Here is a 26,681-nt window from a genome sequence, read left to right on the forward strand (position 1 = left end):
TTAGCCCCTTAACGCATATTGATAATCGTTTGTGTGATCGCATCACCAGCACGAATGGTTTGAGCATTCGCTTGGAAATCACGTTGGGCACCAATCAAACTAACCAGCTCTCCAGTTAAATCAACATTCGACTGCTCTAAACTACCAGAACGAATATTACCAAAATTACCGGTTGTTCCAACTCCAATTAATGGCTGCCCTGAAGCGGCGGTGGCAGACCAACACACATTACCTATGTTTTGTAAGCCTTCAGGATCAGCGAAGTTAGCTAATTGGATTTGCCCCATAGCTAAAGTTTGACCATTTGAATAACTTCCAGAGACCGTACCATCAGCCGAAACATTTAATCCCGCTAAATTACCTGTGGTGTATCCATTCGAGTTTGCTGACTGCACCGCAAATGGGCTGCCAAACTGAGTACAATTTGATAAATCAACATTTAAATTCAGTGGATTAGCACCATTAGTTAGTGTCATTGATAAAGGAATCAAATTACTTGCTAATGGAGTTCCAGTGGTATCTTGCACCAATGAAAACGAACCATCGGAATTAAAGTTAGCCGCATAGAGATTGGCGCTATTACCGGGTGTCGTAATTGCCGGAACATCCTGATTATCAATCTGAAACGCTACGTACCATTGGTTTTCAGTTCCTGGAGGTGAAGCAGCATCAGGGCTTCCAGCTGCAGCTGCGCCATCCGCTTTAATAAAATACATGCTCAATACATGCGAATTACCTAAGCTGTCGTAAATCGTCATTGAGGTTGTATTATTGTAAGTATCACTTACCGGTGCAGCCCCACCAGCCCAATCCGCTGCAGGCGGTGTACTGCCAGAGTTCAAATTCAGTCCTGTAGTTACTGTACTACTTGCCTGTGGAGCCAGATTTGCCTGATTCACTTGGATTTTACCCGTAGTTCCAGTGATATTTCCTGAAGCATCAGCCAAATAGCCAGTAAGAAATTGGCCACTTGAGTTAGTAATGTAATTCTGATTATCAAGACCAAACTGGCCTGCTCGTGTATATGCAGTACTGCCTTGGTTATCCAAAATAAAAAAACCATTGCCGCTAATAGCAAGGTCCAAGGTATTGTTAGTATTAGTAATGGTTCCATTCTTAAACATTTGCTGAACTTGAGTCAGCATCACCCCACCACCAACGCTAGTACTTCCTCCGGAGTTATAGCCACCAAAAGAATAAATATCACCAAAATTAGCACGTGACCCTTTAAAACCAACGGTTGAAGAGTTCGCAATGTTATTACCGATTACATCAAGATGGCTTGCTGCCGCGTTCAGTCCGCTTATACCAGTATCAAAAATCATTTTTGTCTCCGTCCTATACCGTTATTTGTTTTACCTGGTCTAATGAAACTGCTCCGACCCCAGCTACATTTAGTTTTAAACCATCTCCATTTTGGCCAAGGCTTACGCTATCTACATTCGCAGAGGTCATCGTCCTAAATGCAACCTCTTTACCCATATATTTAGCATGTACTGCTACTTTGTATTGCCCCTCTGGTAGGCGGCTTCCATCCTGACTGATGCCATCCCAAGCGAATTGATAGAACCCTGGGACTTGCTGACCTATAGGAATTGTTTTTATCAGCTCGCCCGATGCGCCATAAATAAATGCATTGATGTCGCTTACTCCTGGTGGAATATCAATAGCCGTTTTTACATCACCTTCTTTATCCAATTTAAGGCTATCGCTATTGACTAAAACTTTGCGTCCTACTAATGCGGAAGCTTGTAAGGCTTGATTTGATTGCAAGGAGTTTGCCATTTGCTGCATGGACTCCTGCATTTTATTAACGCCATCGTTTGTGCTAAATTGCGCGAGTTGTGACAAAAATTCACCATTTACCTGCGGCTGCATGGGATCTTGGTTTTGAATTTGAGCGACCATTAACCGCAAAAAATCCTGCTGTCCCAAATTTTGGGGAGCCATTTGACTAGCCGACATCTGAGCCGCACCGTTTACTCCATTTATTGAATTTGTTGTCATTCCCTTTCCCCTTACTCACCTAATTGCAAAGTACGTTGCATTAATTGTTTTGCTTGACTAACTAATTGAAGATTCATTTGATAAGACTTCGCAGCAGAAATAACGTTGGCCATTTCTTCAGCGTAATTCACATTAGGTGTATATACATACCCATTCTTATCTGCTATAGGATTATCTGGTTGATAGTGTTTAATTGGGTCTGCGTTGCTGACATAGTTTCCTTTGAGCTGCACACCAGCTTTTACCTGATCCCCAATCCATTGATTTGCACCTTCTTGTATTGCTTTGAATACAGGATATTGCACGCGATAAACATCATCGACCTCACCTGTCTCTATATTGGCATTACTTAAGTTTGAGGTACTGCTAGTTAAACGAGCAGTTTCAGCAGTGAGGGCTGAACCTGCTATATCAAAAATCGAACCGATAGACATCCCTACTCTCCTTTCAATGCAAGCATCATAGTTTTAATTTTATTATTAAGAAAAGTCAAACTTGCCTGATAATTCAGAGAGTTACGAGCAAATTCCATGGTTTCCAAATCTTTATCAACCGTATTTCCATCTAAAGCCGTCTGCGCCGTGACACGAAACTTCGTATTAGCCGCAAGATCACCGTTCTTAGTAATATGATTCGCTGAAGTAACGGCCATTTGCTGTGCGCTTGCGGCCATTTGTTCGGCGAGAAAACTATTAAAATCAACGTCCTGTGCTTTGAAATTTGGTGTATTGGCATTGGCCAGGTTATTGGCTAACAAAGAGGATCTCTGATCTCGTCCAATTAAGGCTTTGGCGTGAATGCCAAAATAAGAGTCAAGATTTCGTGACATACATACTCCCTTGTAACTTTACATCCCTCAGCACAAACATTGTGCCAATTCTAAATAAATGAGAAAATAACCCATTGCAGCTAACCAACGATCCTCGATGATTACATGCAACATCAGCAATAATCGATCTAATATAAATTTGAGTACTCGCCATGTCAATTACTTATGAACTTCCTGTAGATGCTATAGAGCAAGTAAAAGCTTATCTTTTGCAATTACAAAACAATATTTGTACTGTTATTGAAGATTTGGATGGCCAGTCTCGATTTGTTGAAGATGCATGGAAACGCCCTGCTGGTGGCGGCGGTATCACCCGTGTATTGACTCATGGTAAGCTCTTTGCGAAAGCTGGTGTTAATTTTTCTCATGTTTCTGGAGAACAGCTTCCACCTTCAGCGAGTGCCCATCGTCCTGAGTTAGCCGGAAGAAAATTTAGCGCCCTTGGTGTCTCTCTGGTAATTCATCCGGATAATCCTTACATTCCAACATCTCATGCGAATGTTCGCTTTTTTATTGCCGAAAAAGAAGGAGCTTCCCCAGTTTGGTGGTTTGGCGGTGGATTTGATTTAACGCCTTATTATGGGTTTGAAGAAGATTGCCAACATTGGCATCAAACAGCATTAAATGCTTGCTTACCTTTTGGTGAAGACATTTATCCTCGTTTTAAAAAATGGTGTGATGAGTATTTTTTTATTAAACACCGTAATGAAGCACGCGGTATCGGTGGTTTATTTTTTGATGATTACAATGAGGTCAACTTTGATCATAGTTTTGCCTTAATGCAAAGTATTGGGGATCACTACATCAAAGCATATGCCCCTATTGTTTCTCGTCGAAAAGAACATCCTTTTGGACTTCAAGAAAAAACCTTCCAAAATTATCGTCGTGGACGTTATGTAGAATTCAATTTAGTTTATGACCGTGGAACTTTGTTCGGCTTGCAATCCGGAGGTCGAACTGAATCGATTTTGATGTCGCTGCCACCCGATGTTTCCTGGACATATAACTGGCAACCCGAAGCAGGTAGTCCAGAAGCTAAGCTTTATAGTGATTTTCTTCCACATCGGGATTGGTTGAGTGTGAATAAATAATTATTAGCCCTGATTGCAAGCACCTGGGCTACACTAAACCTGCTATAGGGACACGTTTTAAAAAACGCCATGCCAGCCAGGCAGCCATTGCGTTTAAGCCACTTAAAACCAAAAACATTAGGGGAATTGCGGCACTAAAATGCAAAAATAACATAACCATTAATGAGCCTAAAACCATAAATAGTGCGTTATAAATATTATTGGCAGCAATCACACGTGCCCTATTTTCTGGCGCGCTGGCAACTTGTAAATAAGTATATAGTGGCACTACGAATAAACCCGCACTAAAGGCCAGTAGGAATAAATCAAGGGCAATACGCCAATGCGTTTTATTGGTGAAAAAAGACATGAATGTTAATAAAGATTCATGTTCTTGAATCTGTGAGGAAGCCCAATAAAGATCCGCAGTAAAACAAGTAAAAGCAAACATTCCCCAAGGAACTATAGTCAATGCGATTCGGCCGCGAAAAATTAGGTTAACAGTCACAGAACCTGCAGCGATTCCAAGAGAAAATAGAGCGAGAAATAGCGCAAAAACTGTATTATTAGCCCCCAGCACATAATTGGTATAATCAGGTAGTTTGGTTAATAAAACCGTTCCCAAAAGCCAAAACCAAGAGAGGATTAACGTGGCGACTAAAATACCAAAATGCTCGGTCGCCTGTTTTATTAAACGATATGTGGCACGCCAAAACTGAATATCAATTTTTAAATTTGATGAAGTTGCCGGAGCACTGGGGATAAACAAAGAAGACAATAGGCCCAAGAGCGCAACTAAAATAGTCATAAAAATAGCGAGATAAGGCGTAGAACCTTTGATTCCTATAGCTAAACTTCCTAAAGTGGTTCCTAAGAGAATTGCAATAAAGGTACTTGCATCAACTAATCCTGTTGCTCCGAGCAAATCTTTTTTGGGGAGATGATCCGGCAAAATAGCATATTTTATCGGTCCAAAAAATGTTGAATGAGTGCCCATCCCAGTTAAAGTAAACATCATCCAAAAAATATTGCCGTAATAAAGCGAAAAGCTACCAATAATCATTAAAAATATTTCAAAAATTTTAACGATACGAATAACTTTAGTTTTATCGTATTTATCGGCGACTTGTCCTGACGTTGCGGACAGTAAAAAGAATGGCAATATGAATAAAGCCCCGGCTAAAGCTTGATAATATTCGGATTGCGCCTGAGTGTTTGTTAGATGATAACTAATCATGGTAAGCATTGCTAATTTGAATGCATTATCATTAAAGGCACCCAAAAACTGAGTAAAGAAAAAAGGCAAAAAGCGTCGTTCTTTAAAAAGGTAAATAACACCTACACCCATAAGGTATCTCTCTGTTCTACAAGCAAAAGCGGCAAGAATAATCATGTATTAGTGGAAAGTAAATGTTTTTCCGTGCTGCAATCACCTCAGTACCATGACATAAATTTTGAAATGTATTCAAAAACCCGGCTCACGCTATGTTAAAATTAATAGGAGGTGGAGCTTAAGGATCTAATGAATAGCATAAGTACCAAGAACGGGAAGAGTGATAGATTCCTTGATAGAAACCTGAGGATGAAAAAGTAATATTTATTAACCAAGTAAGAATAGAACTCAACGCTCAGCCGATTCGACAGTAGCGTTTAATATAGCTATAGATAAAAAGGCAAAAGCGAAAGGACGACCCTAATTTAGGATAAATAACCCAACATTAAATCCGAACCTTCGCCTATGCTGAAAAAAATGCTCGGCGATAGTTAAATAATGTAATCGGTTTTTACTTACTCTGCTTGCGTAACTAATGCAACGTCTTGAGCTTTTAAGCCTTTAGGCCCTTTATCAAGAACAAAGGTTACAGGATCATTTTCGTGCAAAGTTTTGAAACCCACACCTTGTATATCTTTATAATGTACAAAAATGTCATCACCCTGCTGATTAATAATAAATCCAAATCCCTTTTTTTCATTAAACCATTTTACATGGCCTGTCTCTCTCTGTGACATTAGTATCCCCTTTGTCTTTAAACTTTTTACTTATTTATGCTTATTGTCACGCAAGCCCAAGTGGTAAAAAGTTAACTCACTAAAGAGAACTGCGTTATAATAAACATTTACTCTGTACTCGGAATTTCGTACAGCAAGATTAGCATAACAGTTTTTTGGGTATTGTTAAGATTTTTTTATTAAATTCAATATAATTAACCTCTTTTTGTGCCATTGGAAAACCACTATGAATCATACGAAATCATCTTTTATAAAATTAGCGCTTGATTGCCAAGTTTTAAAATTTGGCGAGTTTACTTTGAAGTCGGGTAGAAAGAGTCCGTACTTTTTTAATGCGGGATTATTTTATCAAGGCAGTGCACTTCGCCAGCTTGGCCAATTTTATGCACAAACATTATTAGAGCATAAAGCGGAATTCGAACATTTGTTTGGCCCTGCTTATAAAGGCTTGCCTCTAGCAACTGCAACTGCGGTGGCCTTGGCTGAATTAGGTACAGAAACAACAGTGACCTTTAATCGCAAAGAAGTTAAGGATCATGGAGAAGGAGGTCAATTAATTGGCGCGCCTTTAACAGGGAATACCCTTATTGTTGATGATGTGATCACTGCAGGAACCGCTTTTCGTGAAGCACAAACCCTAATAAAAGAGCATGGAGGGAGTCTCACTGGAGTAATTATTGCTCTCGATCGTTGCGAACGGGGACTAACCAATGAGTCCACCCTTTCTGAAATTAAAGCTCAGGGTATTAATGTCTACTCAATTATTAATTTATTTGATTTGATTGATTATTTAAAAACAAACAATGAGTTGGAGCAAGTGAAGAAATTAGAAGAGTATCAACAAGTTTATGGGTGTTAAATTAGTATAACCTGGTTGCGTGCAATCAGGTTTTCATTCAGTTTCTTTCTCGTACCAAACATCGCTCTAAGATAAACTCGGTTGCACGCAACTAGGCTACACCTGATAAAAAAATCATCACCCGATCCCTTTTTATGTTCCTATTGACAGCTCATCAATTCTCCTCTAACATCGCAACAATGTTACACTACGTTAATACATTATCATGAAAACACATACGACGCTAAAACATTCTGCTCTTTCTGATTTAATGCATGCAATCAGCTTGCTGGAGAATAAAGAGGAGGCCCTGCAATTTTTTACCGACCTCTGTACACCTGCTGAGTTAGAGGCTATGGGGGATCGTTGGCAGGTCGTTCCCCTTCTGCGACAAGGTATTCCTTATCGCACAATCCATGAACAAACAGGGGTCAGTGTTACAACCATTACTCGGGTTGCACGCTGTTTAAGTTTTGGTACAGGCGGTTATGAATTAATCGCAAATCGATCGGAGTTGCTGTGAAAAATCGTTTACGTTTAGCATTACAAAAAAAGGGGCGCTTATCGGAAGAATCGCTAAACCTGTTACAACGTTGTGGCTTAAAGTTTCGGATCAAGCCCAACGCCTTACTTACCCATGTAGATAATTTTCCTATTGATTTGTTATTCGTCCGTGATGACGACATTCCTACTCTGGTGTTTGATGGCCTTTGCGACGGTGGCATTGTTGGGGAAAATGTCTTGTTTGAATCCTCACTGTCTAATCCTGGAAAATCATTTAAAACAAATGCTAAACTCGGAAGTTGCACCTGCCGCTTATCGCTTGCAGTTCCCGAAGCCTTTGATTATCAAGGTCCAGGCTGCTTAGATGGCAAACGAATTGCCACTAGTTACCCAAACCTTCTGACTCAATATTTACAAGAACGAAAAATTTGTGCCGAAATTCTGGTTTTATCCGGCTCCATTGAAGTAGCTCCGCGTATGGGCATGGCCGATGTCATTTGTGATTTGGTATCCAGTGGACAAACTCTTGAAGACAATAAACTTTATGAGGTAGACACCTTACTCCAAAGTCAGGCAGTCTTAATCCAAAGCGAGCTCGATTGCTCATCACAATTTCAAGATTTATTTGACATGCTGGCCCGTCGCATTCAATCCGTACAACAAGCCCAAGAACGCAAATACATTGTCTTTCATGCACCTAAATCTGCATTAGAACGCATCGCCGAAAAACTACCCGGAGCAGAATCCCCCACGATCCTCCCCTTACCCGGTAATCAGGATAAGGTCGCAGTGCATGTTGTTTCCAGTGAACGGGTATTTTGGAACACCCTGGAAACCATTCAAGAACTAGGTGCCAGTTCCATTCTGGTTTTACCAATAGAAAAGATGTTGGAGTAGCAATGATGTTAGCAATTAAAAATTGGCAATCGCTTTCTGAGGTAGAGAAAAAATTAATTTTGGCTCGTCCCCTCCCAACCACTGCAGCGAAAAAGGGGGTTTCAGACATCATTAAACAGGTGCAAACCTTTGGCGATAAAGCACTGATGGAATTAACCCAAAAATTTGATGGGATTGCATTAAAGAAACTGCAAGTATCCAACGAGCAAATTCAAAATGCTCGGATAAAACACACTGCTTTAACCGCAATAAATACTGCCATTGAAACCATTACGCGCTACCACCAATCTCTTTTGCCAGAGAGCAAGAGCATGAGCACGACAAATGGCGTAAACATCCAAACGGTTTATCGCCCTATTCAACGTGTTGGTTTATATGTTCCTGGAGGAAATCAAACACCCTTGATTTCATCTTTGCTGATGCAAGCCATACCCGCCTTGGTCGCAGGATGCCCAGTTAAGGTATTTTGCACTCCTCCGGATGTAAACGGCAGTATTAATGAGCACTTATTAGTCGCAGCGCGTTTATGCGGCATTGATACCATCTATACCTTAGGTGGAGCTCAAGCGATTGCCGCCATGGCTTATGGCACCGAAACAGTTATCAAAGTTGATAAGCTCTTTGGCCCTGGAAACAGTTATGTTACTGAAGCAAAGACTTTAGTTGCCTCTGATCCTGCTGGCGCTGCAATTGACATGCCTGCCGGACCTTCAGAGGTAATGGTTATTGCGGATAATGAAGCAAACCCTGCCTTTATTGCAGCGGATCTATTAGCCCAGGCAGAACATGGTGTGGATTCACAAGTCATCTTAATTTGTGAGAATGAACTTCTAGCCCAACAGGTGAATCAACAATTAGAAGTACAGCTCAATACGTTAACACGCTCAAAAATTATTAAAGAATCATTAACGAATAGCTTCATCATTTTATGCAATCAGCGCGAGGAGCAATTGCAGATTATTAATAGTTATGCACCTGAACATTTAATTATTAACCGCCAGGATGCAGACACCTGGGTCACACAAATCAATGCCGCAGGTACGGTGTTCTTAGGTTCCTGGGCAGCAGAAACTTTAGGTGATTATGTGACGGGCTCCAATCACGTATTACCTACCAATGGTTTTGCGCGCAATCATAATGGTCTTAGCACTGCAGATTTTTTAACTCGTTTTAGCGTACAAACAATTGACCAGGAAGGCATTAAAAATTTAGGACCGGCAGCAATGACGCTAGCACAAATTGAAGGATTAAGCGCACATGCGAATGCTGTAGAAATCAGACTTAATTCTCTGGGGGTTTAAATGTCCATACTTAATTTAATACGACCTGAACTATTGGAAATCCCGACCTACCTCGCCGGGTCCGAGCAAATAAAAAATAGGCTGCACGCGAATGAATTGCCATGGTCAGCAATCAATGCAGATTCTATTGATTTGAATTTTTATCCCGAAGCGGAATATAAAATACAACTGCAAGAGCAGCTAGCACAGCGTTATCAAATAGAACCCAATCAATTGGTATTAACTCGAGGTTCTGATGATGGCATTGATCTCCTGGTGCGCTTATTTTTAAAAGCTGGGCAAGATGCCTTCATGCAATTTCCCCCCACTTTTTCTATGTATGAATTTTACGTGCAATTACAGCAAGCACAAATAATTCAATGCCCCCTAGATCCAGCAAATAATTTTGCCTTGGACCTGGCGCAGGTCAATCGCTGTTGGCAAGAAAACTGCAAAATGATTATGTTATGCAGCCCTAACAATCCAACAGCGAACGCCATTGATTTAGAGCTTATTGCCAGTCTGTGCCAGGAATACACCAATCGCTCGGTTATTGTAGTGGATGAAGCCTACATCGAGTTTGCTAACCGTCAAAGCGCAAGCTCTTTGGTTTCACAATTTGAGAATTTAATTGTATTGCGCACCTTATCTAAAGCATATGGTTTAGCCGCTTTGCGCTTGGGGATCGTCATTGCGCAAGCGCAAGTCATTCAGGCTTTAAACAAAATTATGGCACCCTACCCGCTATCCAGCGTGGTGATGCGTCTAGCACAGCAAGCACTTAGCAATGATGCCTGGTTTACTACAGCAATCGAACGCATTAAAAAGACACGATTGAAACTCAGTACGGATTTAGCGGCCAATCCGCTGATTGAAAAAGTTTACCCATCAGAAACCAATTTCATTCTAGTGCAAACCGCTTATGCCAAAGAATTAGTTCATTGGCTAAGTCAACAAGGCATCACCATTAGAGGCTTTGCCGCCCATTCAGTTTTACATAATCACCTACGAATTACCGTGGGTGATGAGCAGCAAAATTTGCTCGTAATGACTGCTTTATCTTCATTTAAAAATAGACTTTCGGGGTTGTAGCATGCAAAAAATATTATTTATCGACCGTGACGGTACCTTAATTGAAGAACCATTTGATTACCAAGTGGATTCCCTAGATAAAATTAAATTAACCGCAGGAGTAATCCCAGCCTTGCTGCAATTAAAAGAAGCAGGATTTCGTTTCATTATGGTCAGCAATCAAAATGGAATTGGTACAGAATCTTTTCCCGAAGAAGACTTTAGTATTTGCCACGAATTTACCTTGGATTTGTTTTCATCTCAGGGAGTCTTTTTTGACAGTATTTTTGTTTGCCCGCACATGCCTGAAGACAATTGCCTCTGTCGTAAACCGAAAACCGGCTTGCTCGACCACTTTATGAAAGAAACGGCGATTAGCCTGCCCTCATCCTGGGTTATCGGGGACCGTGATACAGACCGCGAGTTGGCTGATAATTTGGGTATTAAATTTTTACCGGTTTCTAAAGAACATGGCTGGGAGCAAATTACGCAAGCAATATTAACTCAGAGCCGTGGCGCAACGATACAAAGAAAAACCAAAGAAACGGAAATCTGCTTAACGGTTATTTTAGATGAAGATCAAAAAGGCAGCATTGCAACCTCACTACCTTTTTTTGATCACATGCTGGAACAAATTGCCAAACACGGTGGATTTAATCTGACCATAGAGGCGATGGGCGATGTCGAAGTGGATGATCACCACTTAATCGAAGATACCGCGATTGCTTTGGGAGAGGCATTAAAACAAGCCTTAGGTGACAAATGGGGTATTAATCGCTACGGTTTCACCCTGCCGATGGACGAATCCCTGGCCTCCATTGCCATCGATATTAGTGGGCGCGGTTTCTGTGATTTTAAAGCCGAATTTACCCGCGAGTTTGTGGGAGGAATAGCGACAGAAATGGTGCCTCACTTTTTCCAGTCTCTGGCTTGCGCCCTTGGAGCCACCATACACCTGCAAGTTAGTGGCACCAATCACCACCACATGGTTGAAGCCTGCTTTAAATCATTGGGAAGAGCATTGCGGCAAGCGTGCACGAAAACAAATAATGCGATGCCATCCACCAAGGGGGTTTTATGATTGCGGTAATTGATGTCAGTGGTAATAACCTGACCTCTCTAGGAAATTCTTTAAGCAGATTGGGGTTTGATTACGTATTAACCCACGATGCTCAACAAATCCGTAATGCCAGCCATGTCATTCTTCCAGGGGTTGGCACTGCCGACTATGGTATGAGTTCTTTACAAAATCATGGCTTGGTGGAGGTACTTAAATCATTAACCCAGCCTCTGCTGGGAATTTGTCTGGGCATGCAATTACTATTGGATTTCAGTGAAGAATCTGAGGTTGATTGTTTAGGGCTAATTCCCGGTAGAATAAAGCGTTTAAGACCAGAAAATGACTTTCCTGTACCCCATATGGGATGGAATCAACTGCAATGGTGTCAAGACTCACCTTTGCAACGTGGTTTAAGTGAGCACGATTACGTTTATTTTGTTCACAGCTACGCACTAACAACTCAAGAGTATGCTCTTGCTCGCTGTGAATACAGTGAGCAATTTACTGCCATTGTAAACAAAGATAACGTTTGGGGCATGCAATTCCACCCCGAAAAATCGGCACAAACAGGAATGCTCTTGTTAAAAAACTTTTTAGAACTGGAGGCTGTATGATTCTTATTCCAGCAATCGATTTACACAATGGGCGCTGTGTACGCCTCAAACAAGGACAATTTGATCAGGTTATCTCATTTGAGGTATCGCCAATTGAACGTGCAGCCTATTTTGCTCAATTAGGAGCAAAACGCTTACACATTGTCGATTTAGATGGGGCGCAAACTGGCAATATGCAACAACTTCCTTTAATTTGCTCCATGCAAAATACAGGAATTAAAGTACAAGCAGGTGGAGGGATTCGTTCTTTAGAACAAGCAAGAACCTGTTCGGCTGCGGGTATTAGAAATTTAGTAATTGGCAGTATTGCCCTGACAGACCGCCAGCTGACTACCGAAATTTGTGCTGAAATTGGTTCTGAAAATATTATTTTGGCTTTAGATGTCCGCATTGGCAATGGGCTCCCTATTCCTGCAACCCATGGCTGGAAAGAAGCATCCAATGACAATTTGTGGGATGTAGTAGCTTATTATCAACAACTAGGCATCCAACAAATCCTATGCACTGACATTGCATGTGACGGCATGATGCAAGGACCAAGTTTTCCACTCTATCAAGAAGCGGTAGAACGTTTTCCGAATATCGCCTGGCAAGCCTCCGGAGGAATTCGTAATCAAGAGGATCTCACCACATTGAATCAATTAGGTGTTGCCGGAGCAATCTTAGGATTATCCCTGTATCAGGGGACTCTTGATTTAGCCCAAAGCCTCAAGGAGTATGAATTATGTTAACCAAAAGAATCATTCCCTGCCTTGATGTGCGAGATAACCAAGTGGTTAAGGGGGTAAAATTTCGCAATCACCGCATTATTGGCAATATCTTAGACTTGGCCGCCTACTATTCTGAAGCAGGGGCTGATGAACTCGTATTTTACGACATCACCGCCAGCGCAGAGCAACGGACTGTTTGCCCTGTCTGGGTTAACCAGGTTGCCGCCACAATTAATATTCCATTTACAGTTGCCGGTGGAATTCGGTCGAGCAATCAGGCAAAATCAATTTTAAATGCAGGAGCAGATAAAGTATCAATTAACAGCCCTGCGCTAGAAGATCCGGATTTAATTAACGAATTAAGTCGCCAGTTTGGCACTCAATGCGTCGTGATTGGTATTGATAGCCAATGGATTAAGGATGATTATTATGTGTACCAATATACCGGTGATGAGAGCAAAACCTTAAACTCGAAACGTAAAACCCGCGAATGGATAAGCGAAGTTCAAGAGCGCGGCGCAGGAGAAATTGTATTGAATTGTATGCAATCCGATGGAGTACGTACTGGGTATGATATAGAGCAATTGCGGGAAATGCGCGCTCTATGCCAAGTCCCTCTTATTGCCTCTGGAGGTGCCGGAGCTCTCGAACATTTCACGGAGGTATTTATGCAATCAGGAGTGAGTGGTGCTTTAGCTGCCAGTATTTTCCATGACAAAATACAAACCATTAATGAAGTTAAATCCGCACTAAAGCAAAAAAATATTGAGGTACGATTATGAATCAATTAGAAATTAGCGCCTTAGATTGGCAAAAAATGAATGGTTTATTACCCGCCATTATCCAAAATGCGGAAACAGGTACGGTATTGATGCTCGGTTACATGAGTGAAGAATCATTAATTGCGACCATAACCACAGGCCAACTTACACTCTACAGTCGTAGTCGCAAACGCTTATGGCGTAAAGGTGAAACCTCAGGTAACACGATGTCAGTCCAACAAATTAGTACGGATTGTGACAGTGATAGTCTGTTAATCTTAGTCTTGCCAAAAGGTCCTGCCTGCCATTTAGGCTTTAACAGCTGCTATCAACCTGACTGCAACAGTGCACTAAGCTTTATGGGTGAATTAATTGACATTATTAATGAGCGCGCGGACACGCAAGAGGAACATAGCTATACCGCCAAATTGTTAGACTCCGGAATCAGTCGTTGCGCACAAAAAGTTGGTGAAGAAGCAGTAGAAACCGTAATCGCCGCCGTGAATCGGGATAATGAAGAGTTTATTAATGAAAGCGCAGACTTAATCTTCCATTTGTTGGTTCTGTTAAAAGCCAGTGAATTGAGTTTTTATGATGTTTTAGAATGTTTAAAAAATCGAGATAGAACGGTTCATACCTAAAATCATGTGTCGATGTATGAACGTTTCTTAAGCAATGACGACCTCAGAATTTAAAATTTAAAGCATCCACCTAGTCTATATTCCGTCATTGCTGGAGGTTAGATGAAGGGAATCATAGCCCCTATTATGACTTCGTCTAATAAGGGGCTACGACATTTCTTAGACGACAGCTAATAACACAGCCGTTAAATAATTTCCTTCGGGAAAAGACGCTAAAGTAGGATGACAACTTGCTGGACCATACACGCCTAAAACACGCGCCTGTTTACCAACCGCGCCTGCTTGAGCACTAACTAAAGAGCAAAACTCTTGTGATGAAAGTGCTGAAGAACAATTGCAGGTCATTAATAAAGAGCCTGAGTTCATGTGCTTAAACACTTCGCGATGTAAAAATCGATAATAGTTTTTTGCACGTTGAATATGCTGCTGAGAGGGAACCAACTTGGGTGGATCCAATACAACAATGTCATACTCACCAGCTTTCATCAGATAATCTCGTGCATCAGCTTCAATAAACTCAATATCAGTCAAATCATTTAGCGCAGCATTATTAATCCCCTGTGCAATTGCTTGAGCAGAGCTGTCAACCGCAGTTACTTTGGTTGCTCCAGCTTTAGCAGCATGTAAGGCAAAACCCCCAGTGTAACTATATAAATCCAATAACTTTTTCCCTTTGGCTAATTGGGCCATGCGTTGATGATTTTCACGTTGATCAATAAACAAACCGGTTTTTTGCGCATTAGCGAATTCAACCTGATACATCACACCCGCTTCAAGCACTTGAGCACTTTGCTCAACCACTTGCGGATTTACTTGCTTCCAACCATCCTGCCCTAAAGGTTTCGCTTGCGGCATCCAAATAATTTGATCATTGGGAAACAGCTCTTGTAATGCCTTGCTAATCACATCCTTATTTGCTTCAACCCAATAAGCCGAACTCGCAACCACACAAATCTGATTAAAACGATCAATAGTTAATCCAGATAAGCCATCTGCCTCACTGTTAAAAAAACGATACGCGGTTGTTTGCTCATTAGGTAAGTTTAAGCATTGTCTTACTAAATGGGCTTGCTTTAGACGATGAGTGATTATGGTATAGAAACTACTTCGGTCAATTTTCTCATTGGTTAAGGCTAAAACACGGACGCGATATAAGGAGTGTTCATTATAAGCACCCACACCAATTAACTCTTCATCCGTATTGTAAATATCGACTAAATTACCCGTCACAAGCTTCCCAGAGGTACGCGCGATTGCTTTAGGGAAAACCCAAGGATGGCCACGTAATACAGTGCTTTGCTTTGCAGCAAGCAAAATGACTTTTGCATTCATTATCTATTTCCCAACGGACAAAAATCGGCTAATCTACACAAAGAACCGTAGACCTGCAATAGATATACTTCGAAACAAGTACTCCCAGGCTAACTTACTACTGAAAAACGCCTAATAGCGCTCCTCGCTAAACGGTTTTTTCTAAGGTAAGGTGTAGTCTTTTCATCAGGCTATCGCAATTCGCTAAATAAAAAAAATAATAGGGATGCTTATGTCAAATTATGTAAAAATATTCGCGCTTTTTCTTTGTGCTAGCCTTAGCGAATTCACCTACGCCGCTCCTTGGTTTACAGGTCCAATCTTGGCGCCAGCAGGTCATACTGTGCCACGTGGCCATACCAATTTTGAACTATACGGTATTGATGTAGAAACCGATGGTATCTACAACGGTTCCGGAAAATTTCGTCGAACACCTCTATTTAACAGCGTCCTTTTAAACCCCCTCCTGACTCATGGGTTTACTGACTGGCTTGATGTACAAATATCAGTACCCTATGCGTTTAACAGTACGCGCGGAGTACACTATAACCGAGTCACAGATAGCTCTTTAGGGGTAGGACTACAATTAGTAGAGCAAAAAAAATCAAAATGGCTCCCTGACATTCGTTTTTTTGTTCAGGAAACTTTTCCTACGGGAACATATGATCGGCTAAATCCCGCATTTTTAGGAACTGATGCCACCGGATTAGGCAGCTACAGAACGCTCATTGCAGCAAACTTTCAATACTTGAAAGAAATATATGATTCACATTATTTACGTACACGTTTCATGGTTTCTCGCCTTTATTCATCCTCAATAAATGTTACGGGAATAAATAGCTTTGGCGGAACAGCCAATACGCGAGGTCGAATCAATCCTGGTGCTGAAGATAACGTGGATCTGGCTTTTGAGTATACCCTGACACAAAACTGGGTTGCGGTGATGGAAGGCTATTATTCTGAGGGACAAGCAAGCCGCTTTAATGGTATTTTAGATATTGTAAACAATGACTTGGCAGCGATTGGCTCCCAACAATATGTTGAGTATGGGCTCGCCCCAGCACTAGAGTATAATTTTAATTCTAATGTAGGGGTGATTGGTGGTGTGTGGTTTCCGGTTTCCGGGAAAAATACCTCTCATTTCATGGCTTATGTATTAGCAGTGAATGCATATTGGTAATAAACATGAGGATTGTCTCTTTTAACAAGGTGCGTTGTTTCTATGGAAAAAACAAATAAATTCTCCTATGGACTTACATTAGCTGCTTTAGGCGTTGTATTCGGGGATATAGGGACCAGTCCCTTATATGCATTAAAAGTTACTTTAGAAAATCTCAGCGTAACTGAAGGGAATATTTTAGGGGTTTTATCGCTGATTTTCTGGTGCTTAATTATTATTATTTCATTTAAGTACTTAATTATGATTTTTCGCGCCGATAACGAGGGGGAAGGCGGTATCCTTGCTCTGTTGGCCTTGCTAAAACACAAAGATGCCAAATACATCCCGCTATTTTATATCCTCGCAATGTTTGGCGCAGGACTACTCATAGGAGATGGGATGCTCACCCCAGCCATCTCCGTCATAAGCGCCGTTGAAGGATTAAGTACTTTATCTCACTCATTTACACCCTATATTCTTCCTACAGCCATAGTGATCTTGATTTTTCTCTTTATGATTCAATCAATAGGCACCGCCAGTATTGGTTATTTATTTGGCCCATTAACCTTGATCTGGTTTTTGACCATCGCAATACTCGGTGTTATTCAGATCATATCGGCACCCGTAGTACTAAAAGCAATCAATCCTTACTATGCCATCACGATGCTGCGTGACACCGGTTTTAAAGGTTATTTATTATTAGGTGGTATTTTTCTTGTTGTGACTGGTGGTGAAGCCCTTTACGCAGACATTGGTCATTTTGGAAAAAATCCCATTCGCACCAGTTGGTTTTTCCTGGTCCTCCCCTGCCTAGTATTAAACTATTTTGGCCAAGGTGCTAACTTACTCTTACACCCTGAAGCCATTAGCAATCCATTTTATATGATTGCACCAAGTTGGTTTTATTTACCATTAATTATCCTGGCAACTATTGCAACCATCATTGCCTCACAAGCGGTAATTTCAGCAACATTTTCTTTAACCAAACAAGCCGTTTTGTTAGGCCTATGTCCACGGATACCTATAGTACAAACTTCAAAAGAATATTCCGGGCAAATTTATGTTCCACAGATCAACTTTATCTTATTCGTAGGTACAATCGCCCTTTCTTATACCTTCCAAACCTCAGATAAAATGGCGCATGCCTATGGAATAGCTGTAAATGCTTATATGCTGATGGTTGATTTTATGGTCGCCTATACCGCAATTTACCTCTGGCAATGGTCAAAAACTAAAACATTTGTAATCTTTGGCTCATTCCTCCTGGTCGATTTTGCCTTCCTTGGGTCAAATGCTCATAAATTCTTAACTGGGGGCTGGGTACCCGTTACCTTTGCTTTCATTTTAGCCACCATTATGTATACCTGGAAATATGGATTGGAATATCTACGTTGCAATTTCTATATGAATAAAGAAGATATTTCTAAAATTTTAAAGCAACTTCAGTATAAAAACTTAAATCAACTTACTGATTTGACTGCGGTTTTCATTACTGATGTCTATGATAAAAGCGGTGGCAGTTTTTTACATTTTTTAAAACTCAGTCGCTCTGTTCCTGAACATGTGCTCATTGTAAATTACGTCGTGGATAATATTCCTTATGTACATTACAGCCAGCGTTATGAAGTAACCTGTCTTGATGAACGGGTCTATAACTTAACCTTACATTATGGTTTTATGGACACAGTTTCCATTCCTCGCGCTATCGAACGAGCATCGGATAAAAATATTTTGCCATTCAAGTTTAATAAAGACCGGGCAACTTATATGGTTGAAATTCCTAATATTTTAGCTTCAAAAAGCAGAAAATCATTAGCCTTTTTCTGGCAAGAAAAGTTATTTGCGTTTTTAATTCGTAATTATTCTGCCAATTTAAATATCGAATTTTATAAACTTCCGTATAATAGGACCATGGCAATTGGCACTTATTATATTATGTAAATCAGGAGTTGTTCATGTGGTTTAATAACGCACTTATTTATCAATTTGAGCTGGATGACGCGAGCGTTTTAGAAGCGTCTTTAGTTGAAAATATTCTCAAACCCTGCCCCCCGCACGCACGGTTTATTTATGGTTGGAGTCCAGTTTTTTCTGATGAATTAGTTCAGGAAGTTGCAGGTACCTCTCTTATTTGTATGGGCAAAGAAGAGCGCTTACTACCTCGGGGCGTAGTTAATAAAATGCTTGCTGAACGTGTACAAGCACTTGAAAACCAACATGGCCGTATGATTAAACGTGCCGAAAAAGCGCAAATGGCAGAAGATATTGAGTTTGAGTTACTTCCTAAATCATTTTGCATCCAAAAAAGATTATTAGCTATTCTGGATACGGCAAGTAAGCGAATTATTATTAATGCTTCCAGCAATAACCAAGCGTCCCAGCTCACCTCGTTACTGCGTAAATCCGTTCCTGGTATTAGCATTGACCCAATCACACATACGGAAAATCTGGCTGTACGTTTTGCAGAATGGATACAATCCCCAGCAAGTCTTCCTGCAAATTTCCAATTAGCGTCTGATTGTGTGCTCTTCTCCTTGGATAATGAAAAGAAACGAATTCATTGCAAAGGCTATGAATTACCTGCAGATGAAATTTTGACTTTGCTTGAGCAAGGCATGGTTACCTCTGAAATTTCATTAATTTGGAAAGAACGTATTCAATTTACTTTAACCCATGATTTCACCTTTAAGAAATTGAAGAGCCTTGATTATTTGGTTGACGATTTCAATGAAATTAAAGCGCTGGACGAAGAGTTACAACAAAGGGATGCAGCCCTTACCTTGTTAGCTGGCGAATTACGCGAATTAGCCAATGATCTTTTAGCTGCATTCGCAGTAAAAACTCCAGCTCTGGAAGCAGCAATCTAAATACATATATCCTGGTTGCCAGCAACCAGGACTTCCTCACGCAAAAAATAATGGAAAATTTTGTATCTACCCTCAGCCCATCGGATAACATAGAAGGGCCATGAAAAAAAACTTCAAAACATATTAAAATACAGAGTTATTGTTCAACATTAAATCCGACAAGTCGAAAACTTCATCGGTCTCTGAATCGTTGACACCTTGATTTTTGTCTTTGTAGAAACCATAAAGTGATAGCCCAGTTGCTATTCCGCTTAGCGCTCCAAGAGCTAAACCTGCGGTAGGAGCTACGAAAAATATTGCCGCCGATAAAAGCATCGTTAAGAGTCCAACTATACTGTGTGGTGCCTTAAGACTTGCATAAACACTCAATAGAAATGAAGCATTAATGTGGTGATGCTCTAAGGTTAAGTTTGCGGCATGTAATACTTTTTCTGCTTTAAGTACATGCTCTTGTAATGTGGCTCCATGATTTAATTGGGGCTTGATAAAAAGACAGGAAAGCTTTTGTACTTGTTTTAATTGAAATTTGAGCTGATGCAGCTCATTTTCATTGAGTCTTTCTGGCCTATCAATCATTTGATATAGCTCAGATGTTGTTTTAGCAATTTTGTCTAAAGTTGCTCTCAGCTTACGATAATCCTGGGTTCCCGTTTTACCGGGCTCTTCAGGTGTTGTTGCCCAAAAAAGTCTGTTTTTTGCCCATGTTGGATTATGAAATATTTGTCCTTTGCTTGAGTGATGTTCCTCGGGCTCTCCCGTTGTAACTAACGGGATTGGTGGAAGAGCTAGGTCATGAAAACGAGGAAAGGCTTGTTGAGCATGACCCCCTTCAAGTTCTTTTCTAAGAGCAACATCGATAATCCCTGCATCAGAAAGGAAATCTAAAGCTCTATTCTTGCATGTATAAGATGCGCTGCTGTTAAAACCCTTTAGCGTTGTTTTCATGGTGACATGAAAAGGGTGTAGTCTCGGACTTCTTTGCTCTGCTTGAGCTCTTTCTTTTTCCGCCAAATATCTTGTGTAGCCATTAGCTGGCGAACCTTTGGCACTTAGTTCAGCATTTAACTCCGCTATTGCCTCTTGTTCTTCCCGCATACGTTCTTTGTAGTTGTTTTGAAGGAGTGTAAATTGTGTTTCATTCACAAGAAAACTAATGCCACGAAGGCCTTTACCATTTAAATAGCGTTGTAATTCTTGCTGTAAGACGCCATGTCCATCTTGTAAATCAATATTAAAGCCTAAGAAGCTTTTTAATGATTTAATAATTGGATCTTTTGTTGTGCTTGGCTGACTATAAAAACCAATGCTATCAACAACCTCAACAGGACTATCTTTCTGATTTTGTTTTGAAAACAGTAACAACGAATGGCCCAAGGGACTGGCTCCAGCATCCGTGTCCATAACGCCGTAAGTTACATAAAATTTAGGAAAACTCATGACAAACCTTGATTTCTAGTATTGAATCTAGTGCGAAAAATAAAAGAGCCGCATTATAATCTGATTTTATTTGTAAGACAATCTGGTGTTTAAAAAGACAATAAGATTATGAAACGTTTAGTCGGCAACAAGATTTAAGCGAAAATATTAGCCTCATATTGCAGTAATAGATATAGAAGGAACAATGAATGAGCTGGATACTAAAAATCCTGGAACTAAGCAAGGGTAAAACAATGATCTTATTAAGTTATTGGAATATATACTGAAAGGAAAACCTGGTTGCAAGCAACCAGGCTATATTTTTCTCAGTACGATATTTTTTGCATATTTGCCGTGTGGTAAGTCGCTTGATAAACTTTTTTAGCTTCTTCAGCCGCACTATTTAATCCCAACGCAACATTAGATTCATACATCACTACTAATGCTTGTTGTGCACTTGGTGCTTGAGGGTAGTTCTTAACTAAATAACTCGCCCGTTCGATAGCAGCAACATACATTTTACGTTTGAAATAAAACTTAGAAATGTTTAATTCTTTTTGCGCAAACATATTACGTAAATAGATCATACGTTGTAGCGCATTCGCACGATATTTGCTTTCGGGGAATTTTTGAATAAAGACTGCAAAATCAGAGTATGCTTGCGTCTGAGTTCCTGGGTCACGCCAAGATTCATCCATAGGTAGTATTTTAGCAAAGACTCCTCGAGTTTGTTGGAAGTTTGCCAATCCACGCATGTAGTATGCATAATCAACATGTCTTGCACGTGGATAAAGATGAATAAAGCGCTCTGCAGTCGCTGCTGCAGAAGGATAATCTTCATTTTGATAATAAGCATAGATCAAATCCATTTGTGAATTTTCAGTATAATCACTAAATGGATACATGGTTTCCATTGCCTCCAGGCGTTTAATCGCGCTCACGTATTCTTTCTTACGCAAAGCCTTTTGCGAGTCCTTATGAAGCTGTTCAGCACTCATGCCTTTAAACGGATTTTTATCCTCATCATCCTTATTCCACCAGGTCTTACAGGAGGATAAAGAAACCAGAAGACCAACCAGGAATAACACTTGAATTCGTTTCATAAACTACACCTATTGAATTATATCTGTCGCGTCCACAAACAGTAACAAAAAAATTTGGACCATTATACCTAGGACTATCTAATTTGCGAATATTCTATGCGGATTTAATTTGCAATGAAATCAAAAAAGTATTTGCAAATCTTTTTAGGTTGCGATAGTATTCTCGCCTATCGGAGAGATGGCAGAGCGGTCGAATGCGGCGGTCTTGAAAACCGTTGAAGGGCAACCTTCCCAGGGTTCGAATCCCTGTCTCTCCGCCAACCACCTTCCTTTTTATAAAATCTCCCCTAATAAATTTAAACCTTGTGAAACAACAGAAACTACCCGTATCCATCGTAACCTTAATTATACCTTAGGGCTTCATCAAAGCTACGACTGTTGAATAGAACAGCGATTACACCCTTACTTTACAACCAACACGTCCATCGTACGTAGTGGCATGTAGATTCAATCCAACTCCATAACTTCCATTGGCATAAATAGAAACATTCTTGGGTAAATCTAACGTAGTTCCTAAATTAAGCTCCAAAGTTGCCCCCTCCAATTGAGATTGAAAAGGAAGAAAACCATGCGCAAAGGAAAACTCTGCATTAGGATTGCCTTTGAATTGATACCAAATGTTTGGTCTAAACCAAGTGGTTAAAGTTTTGATTTTTGGTTTTTCATCAAATACTTTTTTATGAGCAAAACGTACCCCTAAGCGGCCGGCAACTGAATCTGTCTGAGTAAAGCGTATAATCGTCGTCCCTATATCATGAGCAGAATGAAGATTTACATTTTGGTATACAGCCTGAATTTGTGGCTCAGCAATCCAGTTATGTTTATAGCTAAAAGGATATCCTGCTTCTATAGATGCAGCACCACCCCAACCTCGAGTATCAAGCGAACCAATATAGGCTGATTTAGATTTTACACTTGAATACCAGGTGGATTGCAGCACCATATCAATATATGCTTCTTTGGGAGAGTAAATAGTCCAGTATCCACCAAGACTTAGTCCATTAAATTCATTATGACCTAAATAACGCCCTGGACGCTGAACATCTCCCGTGCCTCGACCAACAACACCATATAATCCCGCGTGATCACGCCGGCCTTTTTCATTTTTATGCTTAATCAGGTCACCGCCAATTTGCATGAAGCCAAATTTATAATCATAATCGGAACTTCTAAAAAACCGTCTACTATTGATACGATCACGATCTCCATGAAGTCCCACAACCCTTCCCCAAATACGTTTGGCAACATCTTTAGGAGTTACCGGATCTTCAGGCCATTTCCCCTGGCCCACTCGTTGATGCAACGTATCGAGAATTGCTTGACCATAGAGCATGGTCATCGCAGGCAGTGTTGGATAAAGGCCGATTTCAGGGCGGTACCTTGCTGGATCGGGTCTGGGGCCTGGTGATTCAGGTGAACAATTAGGATTATCAGGAGGACATAAGTTGCGTAAGTACCAATTATCCTCACTTGTCGTGTCAAGACTAGAACGCTGTAAAGTATATTCAAAAGGACCAGCTACCACGGGTGCCGCCAAATGGAAAGAGCCTGGTTCTGTGCTAGCCCCATTGATTGCCTCGACCACTAAAATCCCGTTACCTAAAGTAAATGCACCTGGGCCCGTAGTATTTCGAATATATAAGCCGGTTGAACCTGCTTCTGCCCCGCCATTAATGATCAAAAGATCTGAAGGTGAAGGATCGGAACCAAGATAAGTATTTAAAAGAATAAAACCATTATTTCCTATATAGTTTTCTGTAGTTAGTGTCTTATAAGTGGATAATAAAAGAGGATTACCCGTTGGTGCAGTATAAGCAATCAAACTTTGATTATTATCTAAATTAGTCACATTTGAATTACCGGTCATCAGCCAGAGACTATCATTTAGCATGGTCAAATTCGAAATACTACCTGAGGCGGTAAATGCAGAGCCTATCACTTGCGAACCCGATAATAGAACATTAGCAAACCCCGGCACAACCAGTGGTGCTAAAGAAGGAGCGGGTCTAGAAAGCATAAAGGATGGTGGTGGCACATCTGGATTATCTGGATCAGGGGGGCCGTACTGTAATGGCTCGTTTGATGCAAGAGGGAAAAAATCAGCGGCAGTCCCAACGCGCAACCATTCGCCACTACCACTAGCAAAGGAATTAGTCAGTGTAGCATTGCCATATCCAGCAATACCTATAGTTGCACCATTAACATTTTTAAGTTTACTGTTGGTAAATATTCCCGTAGAAATAGCCTCCACTGTACCTAAAAGAAAAAGAGCAGAACTTGAAGTCCCTCTTGCCTGCACAATAGAATTTAAACCAATAATACGTCCACCAGCTTCAGCCACTGAGCCATGCGCCTGCTGACCGAGCGCAAGAACTAAACTGTCATTCATAGTTACTGAGGTTGGTTGATCTCTTGAGAGGGCACCATGTGCACCAATCGCTTCTGTAGATACAATCGTTTTATTAACCACTACTGCGGACTCACCGCGGCCCTGTATTGGTCTTGTTCCATAGTCAGAAAGAACTGAACGTAACCCAACTGCGCCAACCCCATGAGTGAAAACATAACTATCGTTTAGAACAATAGTGGCTTTTTCAACCGGTACATCATTACGTGCTTGAGCGTCTGCAGCATGCGCATTAAGACCATAGGTGGAGACAACGATATTGTTTCCATACAAATTCGCTGGAAATTCTGAACCTACTTGTTCGGTTACTGAAAAAAGCCCAATGCTTCGTTCACCGCGGGTTTCGATAGTAGTGCCTGACAACACAACGGTCCCACCGTCATCGGCAACTGCACCCATAGCGATGTACCCTGTAGTGAGAACTGTAGTGCCAACGGAGGTAAGTACACCACCTGGATTACGTCCTGTTAAAGCATGGGGAAATGAAGAGCTTCTCTCTGCATTACCAGTGGTTACAACGGAGCCTCCGATTAGGTTAATTGTACCGGCCAGATCGGCCAAAACAGCAATGGAATTATCCTTTCCTGAAGTTCTAACTGTCACATTAGTTGCCAAAATAGAACCATTAGCTGCGTATAAGGCCGGACTGTCACGCCCAGTGGTAATGGCCGAGCCGCGAGTCATTGTTGCAGCTGCTCCTGCAGTTGCTCTTAATCCAAAACCCAGAACCGCAGTACTTTCGATAGTACTATCGATAATTTCAGCAGAAGAACCCGCTCCTTGTACTACTAAGGAATCAGTATTTGAAGACAATAAGCTACTACCTATGATTGAGGCAGACGCACCATCAAAAATAAATCCCGCTTTGGCACGAGTTCCCGACACAGAAACAGAAGAATTTTCCAGACGTAAAAAAGATCCTGTATCTTGCACCGAAAATCCGCTGCCGCGTTGGCCTGTTGCAGTTATTGAGCTCCCTATAATATCGGCTTGCCCAGCAGAAAGAACACGTATTGTAGATGACGGATCACTATCAGCAGATGAGGTACCCGCAGAACTAAGGGTACTATTCTGTAGAGAAATACTGCCGCCGGCATCCACACGGACTGCATTAGCATAATTTCCTGTCACATTTAAATTAACACTGTTTCCAGTAACTTGACTAGCGGCACCTGTTGCATAAAGTGCGTGGCTTCCAGCTATTGTTGCCGAGCCAACCCCTGTCGTTGCAACATATGTTCCATTAAGAGTAACGATTCCCCCACTTTGGGCCAAGACTCCATAAGAGGTGCGCGCTGTGGTAGAAATCGTTCCCCCTTCAATATCGATTTCACTGCCAGTTCCTGTGGCCAAAGCCCCTACGTTATTAGCACCTGTTGTACCTCCAAGCATACTAACCGCAGTCTTGCTTAAAAAAACCTTCCCGGCACTTTCAGCCTTAACCCCAGTCATGTTACTCGCAGCGGTAGTGCCGTTTGCGGGGCCCATGGTAATGAACGAATCCAAAACATTAATCAAACTACCACCCATTGAGCGCACACCAATCTGTCCCACTGAAGTCCCACTGGTAGTAGCGGTGGAGATTATTCTGCTGGATTGAAAATCGATGCGACTACCCGATTGTGCGAGTAGGGCCGTAGTCGTCGCCGCGCCAAGATTGACAACAACGCTATTGGCAAGAATTCGCCCTAAAGAACCGGATGAGTTCATGCCTATCCCATTGGCAGTTGTAAGATTAACTGTGGTTCCTACAGTTATCTCACAACTTGAATTCACAACCACATATGGGCTAGGACAGGTCACTGTATATGCGGGCATACTTCCTAAAAAAGACACGATCCCAATAAAAATATAAACAGGGTTAGTAATAGCATCCTGCCAATACAACGATTTCCTTATCATCGATATTCCTTTTTGGTTCAATTTCACCCAATATTTTGCCAGTAACTTATTGAATAGTCTATAGGATTATGTTGAGGGATTTTCTTCATCTAGCCCTTCTTAGTACACTCTAAAAAACACTAGCCTGCGTGCGGCCTTTAAAAAATAGATTACATCGTGAACAAATTAAGTTCGATAAAATCGCTCATAGCAAATATAACCTAGGAATAATTGTACTTATCTAT

At 41.1% G+C, this 26,681-nt stretch carries 24 protein-coding genes and 1 tRNA gene; 15 read left to right on the top strand and 10 right to left on the bottom strand.

The window, feature by feature from the left end:
* Positions 1–8: 8 nt before the first annotated feature.
* From flgE to flgB, 4 genes are read right to left on the bottom strand one after another with little or no spacing between them, the layout of a single operon-like run.
* The gene (gene flgE / locus ACD661_RS05180) at positions 9–1,325 is read right to left on the bottom strand and encodes a flagellar hook protein FlgE (protein ID WP_400186780.1); all 1,317 of its coding nucleotides are present in this window, start codon (positions 1,323–1,325) and stop codon (positions 9–11) included.
* A gap of 13 nt (positions 1,326–1,338) precedes the next feature.
* Entirely contained in the window at positions 1,339–2,007 is a 669-nt protein-coding gene (locus ACD661_RS05185; protein WP_400186781.1) for a flagellar hook assembly protein FlgD, read from the bottom strand.
* Positions 2,008–2,018: 11 nt separating this feature from the next.
* Complete coding sequence (gene flgC / locus ACD661_RS05190; RefSeq protein WP_400186782.1) at positions 2,019–2,441, bottom strand: flagellar basal body rod protein FlgC; 423 nt, start codon at positions 2,439–2,441, stop codon at positions 2,019–2,021.
* A gap of 2 nt (positions 2,442–2,443) precedes the next feature.
* Complete coding sequence (gene flgB, locus ACD661_RS05195) at positions 2,444–2,836, bottom strand: flagellar basal body rod protein FlgB (protein WP_133135532.1); 393 nt, start codon at positions 2,834–2,836, stop codon at positions 2,444–2,446.
* 152 nt (positions 2,837–2,988) lie between these two features.
* Here flgB and hemF point away from each other — a divergent pair, with 152 nt between their 5' ends.
* Positions 2,989–3,927 (top strand): oxygen-dependent coproporphyrinogen oxidase, encoded by a 939-nt coding sequence (gene hemF / locus ACD661_RS05200; protein ID WP_400186783.1) that lies wholly within the window; start codon positions 2,989–2,991, stop codon positions 3,925–3,927.
* A 28-nt stretch (positions 3,928–3,955) separates the two neighbouring features.
* On the opposite strand, the gene ACD661_RS05205 is transcribed toward hemF, so the two are convergent.
* Positions 3,956–5,254: an MFS transporter gene (locus ACD661_RS05205; protein WP_400186784.1), complete on the bottom strand. Its 1,299-nt coding sequence runs from the start codon at positions 5,252–5,254 to the stop codon at positions 3,956–3,958.
* Positions 5,255–5,694: 440 nt separating this feature from the next.
* Positions 5,695–5,916 carry a cold-shock protein gene (locus ACD661_RS05210; protein WP_400186785.1) on the bottom strand — a complete coding sequence of 74 codons (222 nt, stop codon included), beginning with the start codon at positions 5,914–5,916 and terminating at the stop codon, positions 5,695–5,697.
* A 226-nt stretch (positions 5,917–6,142) separates the two neighbouring features.
* On the opposite strand from ACD661_RS05210, the gene pyrE reads away from it, so the two are divergent.
* From pyrE to hisIE, 10 genes are all read left to right on the top strand, one after another.
* The gene (pyrE, locus tag ACD661_RS05215; protein WP_400186786.1) at positions 6,143–6,775 is read left to right on the top strand and encodes an orotate phosphoribosyltransferase; all 633 of its coding nucleotides are present in this window, start codon (positions 6,143–6,145) and stop codon (positions 6,773–6,775) included.
* Between the two features lie 205 nt (positions 6,776–6,980).
* The gene (locus tag ACD661_RS05220; RefSeq protein ID WP_400186787.1) at positions 6,981–7,277 is read left to right on the top strand and encodes a YerC/YecD family TrpR-related protein; all 297 of its coding nucleotides are present in this window, start codon (positions 6,981–6,983) and stop codon (positions 7,275–7,277) included.
* Positions 7,274–8,155, top strand: a complete 882-nt coding sequence (hisG, locus tag ACD661_RS05225; RefSeq protein ID WP_400186788.1) for an ATP phosphoribosyltransferase — start codon at positions 7,274–7,276, stop codon at positions 8,153–8,155. Before ACD661_RS05220 ends, hisG begins: the two co-directional genes overlap by 4 nt.
* 5 nt (positions 8,156–8,160) lie before the next feature.
* Positions 8,161–9,456, top strand: a complete 1,296-nt coding sequence (gene hisD, locus ACD661_RS05230) for a histidinol dehydrogenase (RefSeq protein ID WP_400187231.1) — start codon at positions 8,161–8,163, stop codon at positions 9,454–9,456.
* Positions 9,457–10,527, top strand: coding sequence for a histidinol-phosphate transaminase (gene hisC / locus ACD661_RS05235; RefSeq protein ID WP_400186789.1), 1,071 nt, complete (start codon positions 9,457–9,459; stop codon positions 10,525–10,527).
* A 1-nt stretch (position 10,528) separates the two neighbouring features.
* Entirely contained in the window at positions 10,529–11,587 is a 1,059-nt protein-coding gene (gene hisB / locus ACD661_RS05240) for a bifunctional histidinol-phosphatase/imidazoleglycerol-phosphate dehydratase HisB (RefSeq protein WP_400186790.1), read from the top strand.
* Positions 11,584–12,180, top strand: a complete 597-nt coding sequence (gene hisH, locus ACD661_RS05245) for an imidazole glycerol phosphate synthase subunit HisH (RefSeq protein WP_400186791.1) — start codon at positions 11,584–11,586, stop codon at positions 12,178–12,180. The genes hisB and hisH overlap by 4 nt, the downstream gene beginning before the upstream one ends.
* Entirely contained in the window at positions 12,177–12,911 is a 735-nt protein-coding gene (locus tag ACD661_RS05250) for a 1-(5-phosphoribosyl)-5-[(5-phosphoribosylamino)methylideneamino] imidazole-4-carboxamide isomerase (protein WP_400186792.1), read from the top strand. The genes hisH and ACD661_RS05250 overlap by 4 nt, the downstream gene beginning before the upstream one ends.
* Positions 12,905–13,672 carry an imidazole glycerol phosphate synthase subunit HisF gene (hisF, locus tag ACD661_RS05255; protein ID WP_400186793.1) on the top strand — a complete coding sequence of 256 codons (768 nt, stop codon included), beginning with the start codon at positions 12,905–12,907 and terminating at the stop codon, positions 13,670–13,672. Before ACD661_RS05250 ends, hisF begins: the two co-directional genes overlap by 7 nt.
* Entirely contained in the window at positions 13,669–14,292 is a 624-nt protein-coding gene (gene hisIE / locus ACD661_RS05260) for a bifunctional phosphoribosyl-AMP cyclohydrolase/phosphoribosyl-ATP diphosphatase HisIE (protein ID WP_400186794.1), read from the top strand. Before hisF ends, hisIE begins: the two co-directional genes overlap by 4 nt.
* Positions 14,293–14,451: 159 nt before the next feature.
* On the opposite strand, the gene ACD661_RS05265 is transcribed toward hisIE, so the two are convergent.
* Positions 14,452–15,624, bottom strand: coding sequence for a class I SAM-dependent rRNA methyltransferase (locus ACD661_RS05265; protein ID WP_400186795.1), 1,173 nt, complete (start codon positions 15,622–15,624; stop codon positions 14,452–14,454).
* Between the two features lie 211 nt (positions 15,625–15,835).
* Here ACD661_RS05265 and ACD661_RS05270 point away from each other — a divergent pair, with 211 nt between their 5' ends.
* From ACD661_RS05270 to ACD661_RS05280, 3 genes are read left to right on the top strand one after another with little or no spacing between them, the layout of a single operon-like run.
* A complete protein-coding gene (locus ACD661_RS05270; protein WP_400186796.1) occupies positions 15,836–16,783 on the top strand; it encodes a hypothetical protein in 948 nt (315 codons plus the stop codon).
* 42 nt (positions 16,784–16,825) lie between these two features.
* Complete coding sequence (locus ACD661_RS05275) at positions 16,826–18,703, top strand: potassium transporter Kup (RefSeq protein ID WP_400186797.1); 1,878 nt, start codon at positions 16,826–16,828, stop codon at positions 18,701–18,703.
* 14 nt (positions 18,704–18,717) lie between these two features.
* Positions 18,718–19,629 carry a recombination-associated protein RdgC gene (locus tag ACD661_RS05280; protein ID WP_400186798.1) on the top strand — a complete coding sequence of 304 codons (912 nt, stop codon included), beginning with the start codon at positions 18,718–18,720 and terminating at the stop codon, positions 19,627–19,629.
* Positions 19,630–19,752: 123 nt separating this feature from the next.
* Here the strand turns inward: ACD661_RS05280 and ACD661_RS05285 are convergent, their stop codons facing one another.
* Positions 19,753–21,066, bottom strand: a complete 1,314-nt coding sequence (locus ACD661_RS05285; protein ID WP_400186799.1) for a hypothetical protein — start codon at positions 21,064–21,066, stop codon at positions 19,753–19,755.
* 305 nt (positions 21,067–21,371) lie between these two features.
* Complete coding sequence (locus tag ACD661_RS05290) at positions 21,372–22,148, bottom strand: outer membrane protein assembly factor BamD (protein WP_400186800.1); 777 nt, start codon at positions 22,146–22,148, stop codon at positions 21,372–21,374.
* Positions 22,149–22,320: 172 nt separating this feature from the next.
* Between ACD661_RS05290 and ACD661_RS05295 the strand changes: the two genes are divergently transcribed.
* Positions 22,321–22,408 (top strand) — tRNA-Ser (locus tag ACD661_RS05295).
* 134 nt (positions 22,409–22,542) lie between these two features.
* Here ACD661_RS05295 and ACD661_RS05300 read toward each other — a convergent pair.
* A complete protein-coding gene (locus ACD661_RS05300) occupies positions 22,543–26,457 on the bottom strand; it encodes an autotransporter outer membrane beta-barrel domain-containing protein (RefSeq protein WP_400186801.1) in 3,915 nt (1,304 codons plus the stop codon).
* Positions 26,458–26,681: the final 224 nt, after the last annotated feature.

Source organism: Legionella lytica, from assembly GCF_044626755.1.
Classification (GTDB): domain Bacteria; phylum Pseudomonadota; class Gammaproteobacteria; order Legionellales; family Legionellaceae; genus Legionella; species Legionella lytica_A.

Excerpts from the sequence above, each read along its gene's own strand:
- ACD661_RS05205 (WP_400186784.1), bottom strand. The coding sequence starts at position 5,254 with ATGGGTGTAGGTGTTATTTACCTTTTTAAAGAACGACGCTTTTTGCCT.
- flgC (WP_400186782.1), bottom strand. The coding sequence starts at position 2,441 with ATGTCTATCGGTTCGATTTTTGATATAGCAGGTTCAGCCCTCACTGCT.
- ACD661_RS05290 (WP_400186800.1), bottom strand. The coding sequence starts at position 22,148 with ATGAAACGAATTCAAGTGTTATTCCTGGTTGGTCTTCTGGTTTCTTTA.
- hisB (WP_400186790.1), top strand. The coding sequence starts at position 10,529 with ATGCAAAAAATATTATTTATCGACCGTGACGGTACCTTAATTGAAGAA.
- hisD (WP_400187231.1), top strand. The coding sequence starts at position 8,161 with ATGTTAGCAATTAAAAATTGGCAATCGCTTTCTGAGGTAGAGAAAAAA.
- hisIE (WP_400186794.1), top strand. The coding sequence starts at position 13,669 with ATGAATCAATTAGAAATTAGCGCCTTAGATTGGCAAAAAATGAATGGT.
- hemF (WP_400186783.1), top strand. The coding sequence starts at position 2,989 with ATGTCAATTACTTATGAACTTCCTGTAGATGCTATAGAGCAAGTAAAA.
- flgB (WP_133135532.1), bottom strand. The coding sequence starts at position 2,836 with ATGTCACGAAATCTTGACTCTTATTTTGGCATTCACGCCAAAGCCTTA.
- ACD661_RS05280 (WP_400186798.1), top strand. The coding sequence starts at position 18,718 with ATGTGGTTTAATAACGCACTTATTTATCAATTTGAGCTGGATGACGCG.
- ACD661_RS05270 (WP_400186796.1), top strand. The coding sequence starts at position 15,836 with ATGTCAAATTATGTAAAAATATTCGCGCTTTTTCTTTGTGCTAGCCTT.
- ACD661_RS05265 (WP_400186795.1), bottom strand. The coding sequence starts at position 15,624 with ATGAATGCAAAAGTCATTTTGCTTGCTGCAAAGCAAAGCACTGTATTA.
- ACD661_RS05220 (WP_400186787.1), top strand. The coding sequence starts at position 6,981 with ATGAAAACACATACGACGCTAAAACATTCTGCTCTTTCTGATTTAATG.
- ACD661_RS05250 (WP_400186792.1), top strand. The coding sequence starts at position 12,177 with ATGATTCTTATTCCAGCAATCGATTTACACAATGGGCGCTGTGTACGC.
- ACD661_RS05185 (WP_400186781.1), bottom strand. The coding sequence starts at position 2,007 with ATGACAACAAATTCAATAAATGGAGTAAACGGTGCGGCTCAGATGTCG.
- ACD661_RS05300 (WP_400186801.1), bottom strand. The coding sequence starts at position 26,457 with ATGATAAGGAAATCGTTGTATTGGCAGGATGCTATTACTAACCCTGTT.
- ACD661_RS05210 (WP_400186785.1), bottom strand. The coding sequence starts at position 5,916 with ATGTCACAGAGAGAGACAGGCCATGTAAAATGGTTTAATGAAAAAAAG.
- flgE (WP_400186780.1), bottom strand. The coding sequence starts at position 1,325 with ATGATTTTTGATACTGGTATAAGCGGACTGAACGCGGCAGCAAGCCAT.
- hisF (WP_400186793.1), top strand. The coding sequence starts at position 12,905 with ATGTTAACCAAAAGAATCATTCCCTGCCTTGATGTGCGAGATAACCAA.
- hisH (WP_400186791.1), top strand. The coding sequence starts at position 11,584 with ATGATTGCGGTAATTGATGTCAGTGGTAATAACCTGACCTCTCTAGGA.
- ACD661_RS05275 (WP_400186797.1), top strand. The coding sequence starts at position 16,826 with ATGGAAAAAACAAATAAATTCTCCTATGGACTTACATTAGCTGCTTTA.
- ACD661_RS05285 (WP_400186799.1), bottom strand. The coding sequence starts at position 21,066 with ATGAGTTTTCCTAAATTTTATGTAACTTACGGCGTTATGGACACGGAT.
- pyrE (WP_400186786.1), top strand. The coding sequence starts at position 6,143 with ATGAATCATACGAAATCATCTTTTATAAAATTAGCGCTTGATTGCCAA.
- hisC (WP_400186789.1), top strand. The coding sequence starts at position 9,457 with ATGTCCATACTTAATTTAATACGACCTGAACTATTGGAAATCCCGACC.